The organism is Paenibacillus sp. GYB004 (genome assembly GCF_036577605.1).
In the GTDB taxonomy this organism is placed as follows: Bacteria; Bacillota; Bacilli; order Paenibacillales; family NBRC-103111; genus Paenibacillus_AB; species Paenibacillus_AB oceani.
Window position 1 is genome coordinate 58,979 of the sequence record NZ_JARBDB010000055.1, and the last position, 12,691, is coordinate 71,669.

Below are 12,691 nucleotides of genomic sequence, written 5' to 3' on the forward strand. Positions count from 1 at the left end.
GGGCGTTTTCCGTACCCGTCGAACAAGCGGAGGGTGTGAGCGGGAGGTAAACCTGCTCATACACAGTTGTGAGGAGGTTTGATGATTGGATAAGAAGAAGGTATTGATTGTCGACGACCAAAACGGCATCCGGGTTTTGCTGATGGAAGTGTTCAGCAACGAAGGGTACAATACGTTTCAGGCTTCCAACGGCAAATTGGCGCTCGAAATCGTCCGCAAAGAATCTCCCGATCTGGTTTTGCTCGATATGAAAATCCCGGGTATGGACGGCTTGGATATTTTGAAGCATATCAAGCAGATTGACGTAAGCATCAAGGTCATTATGATGACGGCATACGGCGAGCTGGATATGATCAAGGAAGCGACCGACCTCGGAGCTCTTATGCACTTTACGAAGCCTTTCGATATTGACGATTTGAGGCACGCCGTCAACAAGCAACTGCGCTCGGACCCGCCGAGGCTGGCGATAGGATCCTAATCCGGATCCTATTTTTTTTGTCCGGACGGCCGGCGGAAGGAGGGCGATCGCGTCCGAGCAGATCAAATCCTTCCATATATATGTAACGTCGGAGTACAGAGGCGGGACAGGCCGACAATTCGCCGACGGGCGTTACCATTTGAGGGACGAGTATGATATAATAGTCCAGTATTGCATTCGGAACCAATTCAGAAGAATGTTTAGGAGGAACGAAAATGCCGCTTGTTTCAATGAACGAGTTTTTGCCGAAAGCAAAAGCGAATAAATTTGCAGTCGGTCAATTCAACATGAACAATCTGGAGTTTGCTCAAGCGATTATGGAAGCTGCGATGGAGGAGAAGTCTCCTTTCATCTTTGGTGTGAGCGAAGGCGCACTGAAATATATGGGCATGGAGTACACGGTAGCGATTGCGGAAGCAGCCGCCAAAAAATCCGGCTTGCCGATTGCTCTTCACCTCGACCACGGAAGCAGCTTCGAAGTCGCTATGAAATGTATCCGCGCCGGCTTCAGCTCGGTTATGTTCGACGGCTCCCATTACACGCTTGAAGAGAATATCCGCCTGACCAAAGAAGTCGTAAAAGCCGCTCATGCGATGGGCGTATCCGTCGAAGGCGAGCTCGGAACGATCGGCGGCGTCGAAGACGATATCAGCCTCGACGAAGAGCATGCGAGCTTGGCCAAACCTGAGGAAGCGATCCGTTTCTATGAAGAGACCGGTGTCGACTGCTTGGCTATTGCCGTAGGCACCGCACACGGCATGTACAAAGGCGAGCCGAAAATCCATTATGACATTATCGAACAAGTGGCGAAGGCTGTTCCCGTGCCGATCGTGCTGCACGGCGGTTCCGGCGTTCCGGACGAAGCGATTCGTCTGTCGATCGCAGCCGGCGTAGGCAAAATCAACGTAAACACCGAAAACCAAGTGGCTTGTACCGAAGCGATTCGCGAAGTGCTTGCCAAGGACGCCAACGTATACGATCCCCGCAAATATTTGACGCCTGCCCGTAAAGCGATGGTTGAAGTCGTGAAATCGAAAATCCGCCTGTTCGGCAGCAGCAACCAAGCTTAATATCCATAAAACGACAAGTACCAGCATACACATAAAACGTCCAAAGCGATAACAGGATTGTACCGGCGGGAACGTTTCCCGCCGGGGTTCCTTTTTCTTTCTGCTTGCGTGCAACAAGTACAATACCGGAGTCTGCCCGTCCGGCAGACGGCAATGGTAGAGGAAGACTCCGAGAGTCTGCCTAATAGGGAGGAATTTGCCGGAATGACGGGGAAACTTTTGATCGCGGGAGGCCGCTCCCTGCGTGGAACGGTAACGATCAGCGGAGCGAAGAACAGCGCGATCGCGTTGATTCCCGCGGCGATCCTGGCGGAAACGAAGGTTGTGCTCGATAATCTCCCGCTCATCAGCGATGTCGATATTTATACCGATTTGCTGGGCGAGCTCGGAGCGAGCGTCGTACGCAGCGGCGACCAGATGATTATTGATCCGGGATCGATCCGATCGGTGCCGATGCCTAATGGCAATGTGAAGAAGCTTCGGGCTTCTTATTATTTGATGGGTGCTTTGCTTGGCCGGTTCGGAGAAGCGACGATTGGGCTTCCCGGCGGATGTAATTTCGAGCCTCGACCGATCGACCAGCATATCAAAGGGTTTGAGGCGCTTGGAGCGGAAGTGCGCAATGAGTTCGGAAGCATACATATCCGGGCGAAGCAGCTTCGCGGAGCTAAAATTTACTTGGATGTGGTCAGTGTAGGAGCGACGATCAACATCATGTTGGCGGCTTCTCGCGCCAAAGGAACCACTTTGATCGAAAATGCGGCCAAAGAGCCAGAAATTATAGATGTAGCTACCTTATTGAATGCAATGGGAGCGAAGATTAAAGGAGCCGGTACCGAAACGATCCGGATTGAAGGAGCCGATTCGCTGCACGGCTGCAGGCATTCCATCATTCCCGACCGCATACAGGCAGGTTCTTATATGATCGCGGCGGCGGCTACCCGCGGAGATGTCGTGATCGACAATGTCATTCCGAAGCATATGGAAGCGTTAACCGCCAAGCTGCAAGAGATGGGCGTCCACATTTACGAGATGGACGAATCGATACGCGTCGTAGGCCAGCCGGAATACGAGAGTGTAGACGTCAAGGCGCTTGTGTACCCCGGTTTCGCCACCGATCTCCAGTCCCCGATGACCAGTCTCCTCACCCAAGCCAAAGGCGTCAGCATATTGACCGATTATGTGTACAACAACCGGTTCAAGCACGTTCCCGAACTGATTCGCATGGGCGCCAAGATTAAGGTGGAAGGGCGTTCCGCGATTATCGAAGGCGGCGTATTATCGGCTGCGAAGGTTAGGGCTACGGATTTGCGTGCCGGCGCCGCGCTGTTTACCGCCGCATTAACGGTGCCGTCTGGAGTCACCGAAATTTTCGGTATCGAGTATATATACCGGGGCTATGAGAATTTGGTGCCCAACCTGCGCAGCCTCGGGGCGGAGATTTGGGAAGAAGACGCGGGAGTAGAGACTGTTGCAAGAATAGATTAAAAGAAATTCGGAAATGATAGGTTTATATGGCTTTGGCCGGTTTGAATAACGAATAGTGTGGTGGATAATGAGATGGATATGCATCTGGCACAGCTGGAGCAGCTGAAACTGACCGACTTGTACAAGTTGGCGAAAGAGCACCAAATAGCCTCATACGGCCAAATGAAGAAAAAAGAACTGATTTTTGCAATTTTACGCGCCCAAGCCGAAAAGGGCGGATTGATGTTTATGGAAGGTATCCTCGACGTGTTGTCCGAGGGCTATGGCTTTTTGCGTCCGATTAACTACCTGCCTAGCTCGGAAGATATTTATATCTCCCAGTCTCAAATCCGCAAGTTTGATTTGCGATCCGGCGACCGCGTATCGGGAAAATGCAGACCGCCTAAAGAAAATGAGCGCTATTTCGGGTTGCTGCAGGTAGAAGCGGTTAATGGAGAGAAGCCCGAGACGGCTGCCGAACGCCTTCACTTTCCTGCCCTTACGCCCCTGTACCCTCAGCAGAAATTCGTTCTGGAAACGACTCCCGAGAAAGTGTCCACCCGTATTATGGATATGCTAAGCCCGGTCGGCATGGGACAGCGGGGACTGATCGTCGCGCCTCCGAAAGCGGGTAAGACGCTGCTGCTCAAAGAGATCGCCAACAGCATCTCGCTGAACTATCCGGATGTGGAGCTTTTCGTGCTGCTGATCGACGAGCGGCCGGAGGAAGTGACGGACATGCAGCGCTCCGTCAAGGCGGAAGTGGTTGCTTCGACCTTCGACGAGCTACCGGAAAATCATATCAAAGTAGCCGAACTCGTTCTGGAACGTGCTAAACGTTTGGTAGAGCACAAAAAGGACGTCGTCATTCTGCTTGACAGCATTACCCGGCTGGCGAGAGCGTATAATCTCGTCATACCTCCCTCGGGAAGAACGTTATCCGGCGGTATTGATCCTGCGGCGTTCCATCGACCGAAACGGTTTTTCGGTTCTGCGCGGAATATCGAGGAAGGCGGCAGCTTGACCATTTTGGCGACGGCGCTAGTGGAGACCGGTTCAAGAATGGATGACGTCATCTACGAGGAATTCAAAGGAACGGGCAATCTGGAGTTGCATCTGGACCGCAAGCTTGCAGAACGTCGTATCTTCCCGGCGATCGACATTCGCCGTTCGGGTACGCGCCGCGAAGAGATGCTGCTAACCAAAGAGGAGCTCGAGAAAATTTGGGCGATCCGCAAAAATATGAACGATTCCCACGATTTTGTCGATGCGTTTCTTAAGAAGCTCGGCGATACGAAAACGAATCGTGAATTTTATGAAACACTGGAAGCCAAACCGGACGGCAAGCGGGTCAAAAATTCCGCCTCTTAATAGCCGCCCCGGCATACTTGAAATGAAAAAGAGGGAAGCCTCATGTATTTGGTATATGCGGACGAAGCGGGTAACGTTTTCGATCATCCGGAGTGGACAGCACTCGGCCGCAGCGGTGACATGATTACGGAAATATGGGAAGACGAGCTGATTCCGCTGCCGGAAGGGGCGACCTTGGTCAGTCTGCCGGCAACGCGTGCGATTGGCTGGAACGAGCAGGCCGGGTCGATGCAGGCGATGGAAGGCCCCTATCAAGCGGTCGGAGCGCTGCTTCCTCAAGGATTTACGCGGCTATTGCTTCCCGGCTATGCCAAGAAGGACAAGTCGCAATTGCTTCCGTTATTCGGGTATACGGCGGTTGCCTGGAAGGACGGCGCTTTTTATGTAGCTGCCCGACAAAGCGACGATCCCGAACCGTGGAATCCGCGCAACTGCGATACGAAGGAGCTGGAGCTTGGAGTCAACCGGTTAACCGGGGCTTACCCGGACAACCGGCTGTACCAGCATTTGTCCAAGTGCGCTTTGGAGTACGAATGCTTAACCGCCTCCAACACGTTTTTGTCCCGGCTGGAAGGGGCAGTACCGGTATCGTATTCCTGCAACGCCGGATGTTATGGCTGTATCTCGGAGCAGCCGGATGACAGCGGATTTCCGGCGCCTCAGACCCGAATGAACTTCAGACCGACGGTGGATGAGATCGTTCAGGTCATGCTGGAGCAATTGCAAACTCCGGATGCGATCATCAGCTTCGGACAAGGGTGCGAGGGCGAGCCCTCGACGCAGGCCAAGCTGATTATCGAGGCGATCCGCCGCGTACGCGAGCAGACCCGCAACGGATATATCAACATTAATACGAACGCGGGCTTAAGCGATCATATCCGCGCGATTGTCGATGCGGGTCTTGATCTGATGCGAGTCAGTACGATCAGCGCGCTGGACGACCATTATAACGCTTACTACAAACCTCGCGGCTATACGCTGGCCAATGTGGAGAAATCGCTCACCTACGCGACCTCCAAGGGTGTGTATACGTCGATCAATTACCTCGTATTCCCCGGAGTAACCGACAGGGAAGAGGAGATCGAAGCGATGCTGGGCTTCGCCAAGCGGACCGGCCTGAGGCTGATCCAACTGCGCAACCTCAATATCGATCCGGAAGGTTATTTGCAGCTTATACCGCCAAAACGCGGCAACACTTACGGAATGAAACAAATGATCGAGATATTCGAAGCGGAGCTTCCGGATGTCGTCATCGGCTCGTACACGCACATTCCGCCGCGGGCACCAGCCAAATGATGGGTTGTACAAAACGTGTTGCATTTATCGGAAAAAACGTGATATAATGCGCTCATGTGTCCATATAACTCTGGGTCCAAATGAGACTCAGGGCGGAGAGAGGTGAAAGGCTCATGAAAACAGAAATTCAACCGAAATATTATGTAACGACGGCAACTTGCGCTTGCGGTAATTCGTTTGAGACGGGTTCCATTAAGCAAAACCTCCGCGTGGAGATTTGCTCTGCATGCCACCCGCACTTTACCGGTAAGCAGAAGTTTATCGACGCCGGCGGACGTGTTGATAAATTTAAGAAAAAATACGGTATTTAATTTTACACGTATGGCGTACGATTCCTCGTGTATACAACAACCTCTCTTGGTCATCCTAGAACCAAGGGAGGTTGTTTCTTTATGAAGATCATCAGACCAGGCTTGCTGACTGCAGCCGTGCTGCTTCCGATGCTGCTGACTGCCGGATGTGGGGGCGGTGACGGCACCTCGAGGACGAAGTCGTACCAGAACGACGGTTACTTGGGCATGACGAACACGAATCCGAGCTTGCCCTTGACTCCGACTTACCATACGTATGAGGTCGATACAAGAATGATGCGCGATGTGGTTACGCCGATCGCGGGCGTCCGGAATGTCCGGATCGTCATGAATGGGGCTAATGCCAGCATAAGGGTCATTACTGCCAAGGGGTTGTCCCAGCAGGAGAACGAGCGAATCCGCAACGAAGCGGCGCAAGCGTTGCAGCATGCGGTGCCCCGATACAATTTTAAAGTAACTACCCGCAGCGAGTAGACGGGAGCCGCTTCATAAGATGCCAAATGATGAAGGTTGCGTTAAGCCGGCCAATCCGCTATACTAGGTTTACCGTGCTAGATGGGGAGGTAGCGGTGCCCTGTACCCGCAATCCGCTACAGCGGGGTCGAATTCCTGTTTTCGGTCTTGTCGATGTGAGGTCTGACTTTTACACGAAGTGTTGACGGTCGGGTCCTCCGCAATGGACGCTTGTGAACCCGGTCAGGTCCGGAAGGAAGCAGCCGTAAGCAAGATGGTTCATGTGCCGGAGGAGTGCCTGACTCGAGCTAACCGGTAAAGGTTCCGCTCGGATCGCAAGATCAACGGCAGGTGCACGGTAACTAAATATGACGATTACCGAGAAATAACGCTGATTCAGACGTCATGAGACGCTGATTCGGCGTTTTTTGGTTTGGAACTGGAATCGCTTGGAAGGAAAAAACAGATCCGAGTAGAATTGTTATAAGAAGGGGGCCGGGCCGGACGTTAGCCCGGTATTATAAATAGAAGGTGGTATTGCATGGAAAAATTCCGGATCACGATGCCGTCTCCGCAAACGTTTATTCGCAGTCTCGATGCGGTCCCGGCTGCCATTATGGATGCAGATGGCACAATAGTAGAGTGTAATCGCGCTTTTTCTCATCTGTTCGGCGGGAGATGCGGCGTAGGCGGCTCCATATTTATGCTGGTGCCCGAGGAATCGTGTTTGGAAGCGATATGCGAGCGGTGCGAGAACAGCATGGACGAGGACGGCACGATCGAGATCAAGCTGAGGGCCGGCATGGGAAAGCAGGTGACGACCCGCTGCTGGTTCGGGCGCGCGGAGTCGGGCACACGGAACCTGTATGCTCTTTTACTGTCCGGTTTGGCGCCGGGGGAGCTGAGCTTGCTTCAGCAATTTTCGGGTACGTTTGTCCGGGATGTCAATTTGGGAGTTCTCGTGGTCGATCAGGAGTTCCGTCTGGTCGATATTAGCGACATGGCTTGCCATATTCTTGGAATCGACCGGCAGTCGTCGCTAGGTTTTCCGATGGAGGAGGTGTTCCGGTCCGTGCCAAAGGAGCACCGTCTTGTTCAGCGCACGCTGCTGGACGGCGTGCTGGTCAGAAGCCATGCAGTCTCCTGGACGAACGACCGGCAGCGTTACGAGCTGCTGATGGACTCCAATCTCATTCGCGATCCGCTTGGCCAAGTGGTGGGAGCTTATGTGATTTTCAAAGATGTAACCAACCTTCGTTCTTTGGAGCAGCAAGTGCAGCGAAGCGACCGTCTCGCCATGATCGGACAGATTGCCGCCGGAACGGCCCACGAGATTCGCAACCCTCTAACGTCCATTAAGGGCTTCTTGCAGGTACTGAACCGGACGTTTCATCAAAGCGGGATGGAGAGGGAGGAAGGCTACACGGATTTGATGCTGGCTGAGATTGACCGGATTAACGAGCTGGTCAACGAGTTTTTGCTGCTGAGCAAACCGAAAAACGTGACCTTTGACAAGATTGATATTTCATCGGTACTGCGCGACATATTGCCGATTATTAACAACCAGGCCGTTCTGCATAATGTAACGATCCAGTATCAGTCGGTTTACCAGATTCCGAAAATTATCGCTGACCGGGAGCTGCTCAAGCAGGTGTTTATCAATTTATGCAAGAACGGAATCGAAGCTATGACGCAAGGGGGGACATTAACGATCATTGAGAGGATAGACGCCCGGGCCAGAAAGGTGCATGTGGAAGTTCAGGATTCGGGCGACGGCATACCGGCTTATTTAATCGATAAAATATTCGACCCTTTCTTTACGACCAAAGACAGCGGCACCGGACTCGGGCTCTCCGTCTGCCAGCGGATCATCCACGATATAGGAGGCAGCATTCGCGTTTCCTCCAAAGGCTTCGGCACAACATTTACGGTCAGCGTACCGTTTTCCCCGAGCTAACCCTGCGCGGTTGGTCAAAAGGAAGAGGTTTAGTGTATAATGGAGTACATGAACCTCATGGGTTAGAGAAGGATCTAACGAACTTTTCGGGGAGAAACGCCAATGGCGCACATTGCATTATACCGGACTTGGAGGCCGCAAGCCTTCCGGGATATCGTCGGACAAAAGCATATTACACAAACGCTGCAAAATTCGCTGCGGGACGGACGGCTCACCCACGCCTACCTGTTCAACGGTCCCCGGGGGACCGGAAAGACGACAGCCGCCAAAATATTAGCCAAAGCTGTAAACTGTGAGAGGGGTCCTGCGGAGGAGCCATGCAACGAATGCTCTGCCTGCAGGCGCATTACCGAAGGCGCCGTGATGGACGTCGTCGAGATCGACGCCGCCTCCAACCGGGGCGTGGAGGAAATTCGCGACATCCGGGAGAAGGTGAAGTACGCTCCGACCGAAGTAAGGCACAAAGTGTACATTATCGACGAGGTGCACATGCTCACGACGGAAGCGTTTAATGCGCTTCTCAAGACGCTGGAGGAGCCACCTGCCCATGTCATGTTTATCCTGGCAACGACAGAGCCGCACAAGCTCCCGGCCACGATCATCTCGCGGTGTCAGCGGTTCGATTTCCGCCGGGTGCCGTTGGACGAGCAAGTGTCGCGCCTCACCTATATTTGCAGCCAGGAGAACGTGAATGCGGAGAACGAGGCTCTCCAATACGTAGCGCGCTTGTCGGACGGCGGGATGCGGGATGCGCTTAGTCTGCTCGATCAGGTTATCGCATATACCGGCAACGACGTCACTCTCCAGGAAGTACTGGCCATCACCGGAGGAATCGGACTGGAGCAGTTCGGCCGGCTGGCCGAGGCGGTTGCGGGACGGGATGCCGGTGCGGCGCTGGAATGTATCGAGCTTCTGATGCAGGAAGGCAAAAGCGCCGAGAAATGTATGGAGAATCTAATCTATTATTTCCGGGACGCCTTAATGCTGAGGCTGGTGCCGAACGCAGAGGAGTGGACCGACCGGATCACCGATCCGGGGGCGTTCCGTACGATGATCGGATCGTTCTCGAGCGACCATCTGTTTCACATCATCGACGTGCTGAATCATTATCAGACCGAGATGAAATATTCGGCTCAGCCGCAGACGATTTTCGAGGTGGCGGTGCTTAAGCTGTGCAGTTCTTCGCCGGCGGGCAGCGTTCCGGTCCAGCCTCAGCAAGGGGCCGCCGAGAAAAATGGAGATCCGGAAGTCGCGGCGCTTAACCGGAAAATCACGCAGCTGGAGCAGAAATTGGATCAGCTTCTGAAAAACGGGGTGGCGCCAGCGGGCAAAGAATCGTCCCAGCGATCCGCAGCCCCGCCCAGATCCACTTCTTCCTCAGTTGCGATGAAGGCGGGCATCAAGCTGGACCCCTACTTGCCGCATGCCGAGTCGCCGACGCTTAAGCAGGTGCTGGGCAAGTGGGGACAGGTGCTGCAGCAGGTAAAAGAGCGCAAAATTATGGTTCACGCCTGGCTGGTGGACGGGGAGCCGGTAGCGGCGAGCGAAGATACGCTGCTGCTAGCTTTCAAGAGCGCGATGCACCGGGAGACGACAGAGAGACCGGCTCATAAAGAGCTGATCGAACAGGTGATCTCCGAATTGCTGGGCTCGCCGCTTCGGCTCGTTACGGCGATGCTTAAGGATTGGAAGGCTGCGCAAGCCGATACGGCGGAGCAGCCCGAAGTGATGCGTATGGAGTCGCAAGAGGCGGCAAGTCAGCCCGGCGACGACGTCGTAGACGAAGCGATCAAGTTGTTCGGCCAAGATCTGGTCGTAATCAAAGAATAATCCGGGAGGATGAACTCGCTATGAACAATATGCAGCAGATGATGAAACAAGTGAAGAAGATGCAGGAGCAGATGGTAAAGGCGCAAGAAGAGCTCGGAACCAAGACGGTTGAAGGCAGCGCAGGCGGCGGGGTCGTGACTGTAACCGCAACGGGACACCGCAAGCTAACGAATATCGTGATCAAGCCGGAGGCTGTAGATCCTGAAGATGTGGATATGCTGCAGGACCTTATTTTGACGGCCGTCAACGACGCGCTTACCAAGGCGGAGCAGATGGCGGAGCAGGATATGGGACGTCTGACCGGCGGCATGAAGATGCCGGGCTTGTTCTAATTGAAACGTAAAGGAGCCGTTCGTTTTGTACTACCCGGAACCGATCGCCAAATTAATAGACGCCTTTTCGAGGTTGCCGGGAGTGGGTCCGAAGACGGCCGGCAGACTGGCTTTTCACGTGCTGCGCATGAAGGAGGAGGATGTGCTCGATTTCGCCAAATCGCTCGTTAGCGTCAAGCGGAACTTGCACTACTGCTCCGTATGCTGCAACATTACCGATGTCGATCCGTGCCGCATCTGTCAGGACAAGAAGCGGGACGGTTCCGTCATCTGCGTCGTTCAGGAAGCCAAAGATCTTGTGGCGATGGAGCGGACTAAGGAATATAACGGCTACTATCATGTGCTGCATGGGGCGATATCGCCTATGGAAGGAATCGGGCCTGACGAGATTCGGATTGCGGAGTTGCTGCGGCGGCTCGGAGACGAACAGGTGCAGGAGCTAATTTTGGCGACGAATCCGAATATCGAGGGGGAGTCGACGGCGATGTATTTATCGCGGCTCGTCAAACCTTTCGGCCTCAAAGTTACACGGATCGCTCACGGGCTTCCGGTAGGCGGGGATTTGGAATATGCCGATGAAGTGACGCTGTCCAAGGCGCTCGAAGGACGCAGAGAACTGAGTTAATGCAAATAAGCTGTGCGGAACGTGGCATACGTTCCGTGCGGCTTTTTTTGACGAGCGCGAATGATTAAGTTCGCTCGCTAAAGCGTCAAGGGAACCGATGCATCCGGAACCAAGTTAGAAAAGCCACCTGTCTTCTGCCCTGCTTCTAGCGGGGGGAGGAGGAGCCGAATAAAAGCAGTTTGTAACCTTTATTTTGTCCGAAAACACGCTTGAGCACGGAATAATAGTGGTTTGAAACTGCTAAAATCAACGAGAAGGATACATCCCCCATTAGTTGGTTGAAATAAGGGGTGCATACATTGCGGTACGCCCGACATTTCCGTTCTGGAAAAGCCTCGACTTTCATAGGTATTACTAAGCCGAGAGCTTCGATATCGATGGGGGTGGGGTGGACATGTTGTGGCGTTTTCCTTGGAAGTGGAGAAAGAAGCAGGAAGATCCGTTGTTGAAGGACAAGCAGATTCTGCTCGAAGAGATCCGCGTTGCGGTGGTGGAGTGGCAGTATGCGCAGCAGAGGCTGGATTATATGGTCGAGCAAGACCAGATTGACTACGCGATATATGCGCTGGAAGCGGCGGAGAAACGGTATGAGATGCTGCTCAAAAACGCCAAGAAGTTGAATATCCATGCGCTTCATGTCGGCATGAGCAGAGCGGCGGAGGGGTAACATGCGAACGATCTGGCTCGGAGCACTGCTTATTTCCTCGATTCTTTTGGTTGTTGTCCTTATGCGCCGCAAGCATTCTCGCCAGTGGATCGGTTATGCCGTGCTGCATATTGTAGTCGCTGCTTTTTTGCTGTACTTCGTCAACCTGGCCGGCTCGTATTATGATTTTCGAATACCGGTCAATATGCCGACGGTCGCGACGGTGCTAATGCTGGGTGTCCCGGGGCTGCTTATGCTCGTCGGGTTGAAGTTCGTATTATTCTAAGAGCTAGCGGGATACTGCGTGAAGATGAGCTTCGCGATCGTATTAATCGATACGTCTAAGAAAAGAAATCGGCAAACCGGGAAACCTGGACGGAGCGGAGGCGCCGCTAAATCGGCAGAAGCTTCTATGCTAAAGTTCTGACCGGAAGTTATTTAGAGCAGTGAAGCGTTACAGATCGGGTAAGCGGAACGGCATCGGCTGCACGATATAACTGAAGCTAATATGGGGTGTCACATCTTACAAGCAGCTTCGATTTAGAAGCTTTTTCTTTTTGCTTGCTAAAGGCGGATATACGTGGTATATTGTAATTCCGCCTCTTCGAGGGAAGCTTAGACGAGCTCGAAGGCAATAAAGTTTTAAAAAAAACTTCTTGCAAAGTACTAGGCGGTTGTGATATATTAAAGAGGTCGCCGCAAAACGAAAGCGACAAAAGATGACAAGTGATTTGCTCCTTGAAAACTGAACAACGAGCGTGCAAGTGACGATCTCGCAAGAGATCAAAACAAGTCGAGTAATCGACACAAGTCAGTACGTTTGAGCAATCAGCTCTAAAATAAAGAGAAGCTTCT

The 12,691-nt window shown here is 53.1% G+C and carries 13 protein-coding genes and 1 other RNA gene; all 14 read left to right on the plus strand.

Features of this window, described 5'->3' with window-relative positions; genetic code table 11:
- The first annotated feature begins 85 nt into the window (after positions 1 to 85).
- The 14 genes from PV433_RS23180 to PV433_RS23245 all read left to right on the plus strand — a co-directional run bounded on the left by PV433_RS23180 (position 86) and on the right by PV433_RS23245 (position 12,122).
- Positions 86 to 478, plus strand: a complete 393-nt coding sequence (locus tag PV433_RS23180) for a response regulator (protein ID WP_190923508.1) — start codon at positions 86 to 88, stop codon at positions 476 to 478.
- Between the two features lie 215 nt (positions 479 to 693).
- Positions 694 to 1,548, plus strand: coding sequence for a class II fructose-1,6-bisphosphate aldolase (fba, locus tag PV433_RS23185; protein WP_190923506.1), 855 nt, complete (start codon positions 694 to 696; stop codon positions 1,546 to 1,548).
- Positions 1,549 to 1,752: 204 nt separating this feature from the next.
- Positions 1,753 to 3,036 carry a UDP-N-acetylglucosamine 1-carboxyvinyltransferase gene (locus PV433_RS23190; RefSeq protein WP_332074413.1) on the plus strand — a complete coding sequence of 428 codons (1,284 nt, stop codon included), beginning with the start codon at positions 1,753 to 1,755 and terminating at the stop codon, positions 3,034 to 3,036.
- Positions 3,037 to 3,108: 72 nt separating this feature from the next.
- Positions 3,109 to 4,386: a transcription termination factor Rho gene (gene rho, locus PV433_RS23195; protein WP_190923503.1), complete on the plus strand. Its 1,278-nt coding sequence runs from the start codon at positions 3,109 to 3,111 to the stop codon at positions 4,384 to 4,386.
- Positions 4,387 to 4,428: 42 nt separating this feature from the next.
- Positions 4,429 to 5,682: a radical SAM protein gene (locus PV433_RS23200; RefSeq protein WP_332074414.1), complete on the plus strand. Its 1,254-nt coding sequence runs from the start codon at positions 4,429 to 4,431 to the stop codon at positions 5,680 to 5,682.
- A gap of 113 nt (positions 5,683 to 5,795) precedes the next feature.
- Positions 5,796 to 5,993, plus strand: a complete 198-nt coding sequence (gene rpmE, locus PV433_RS23205) for a 50S ribosomal protein L31 (protein ID WP_190923499.1) — start codon at positions 5,796 to 5,798, stop codon at positions 5,991 to 5,993.
- 81 nt (positions 5,994 to 6,074) lie between these two features.
- Positions 6,075 to 6,467, plus strand: coding sequence for a hypothetical protein (locus PV433_RS23210; RefSeq protein WP_332074415.1), 393 nt, complete (start codon positions 6,075 to 6,077; stop codon positions 6,465 to 6,467).
- A gap of 72 nt (positions 6,468 to 6,539) precedes the next feature.
- Positions 6,540 to 6,805, plus strand: an RNA gene (gene ffs / locus PV433_RS23215) — signal recognition particle sRNA large type.
- Between the two features lie 182 nt (positions 6,806 to 6,987).
- The gene (locus tag PV433_RS23220) at positions 6,988 to 8,403 is read left to right on the plus strand and encodes an ATP-binding protein (RefSeq protein ID WP_332074416.1); all 1,416 of its coding nucleotides are present in this window, start codon (positions 6,988 to 6,990) and stop codon (positions 8,401 to 8,403) included.
- Between the two features lie 102 nt (positions 8,404 to 8,505).
- The gene (gene dnaX / locus PV433_RS23225; protein ID WP_332074417.1) at positions 8,506 to 10,233 is read left to right on the plus strand and encodes a DNA polymerase III subunit gamma/tau; all 1,728 of its coding nucleotides are present in this window, start codon (positions 8,506 to 8,508) and stop codon (positions 10,231 to 10,233) included.
- Positions 10,234 to 10,253: 20 nt separating this feature from the next.
- On the plus strand, positions 10,254 to 10,565 hold the full coding sequence (locus PV433_RS23230) for a YbaB/EbfC family nucleoid-associated protein (RefSeq protein WP_190923491.1): 312 nt from the start codon (positions 10,254 to 10,256) through the stop codon (positions 10,563 to 10,565).
- Positions 10,566 to 10,590: 25 nt separating this feature from the next.
- A complete protein-coding gene (recR, locus tag PV433_RS23235; RefSeq protein ID WP_190923489.1) occupies positions 10,591 to 11,190 on the plus strand; it encodes a recombination mediator RecR in 600 nt (199 codons plus the stop codon).
- 394 nt (positions 11,191 to 11,584) lie between these two features.
- Entirely contained in the window at positions 11,585 to 11,857 is a 273-nt protein-coding gene (locus PV433_RS23240) for a DUF2508 family protein (protein WP_332074418.1), read from the plus strand.
- 1 nt (position 11,858) lies between these two features.
- Positions 11,859 to 12,122, plus strand: a complete 264-nt coding sequence (locus PV433_RS23245) for a pro-sigmaK processing inhibitor BofA family protein (RefSeq protein WP_332074419.1) — start codon at positions 11,859 to 11,861, stop codon at positions 12,120 to 12,122.
- The last annotated feature ends 569 nt before the right edge of the window (positions 12,123 to 12,691 follow it).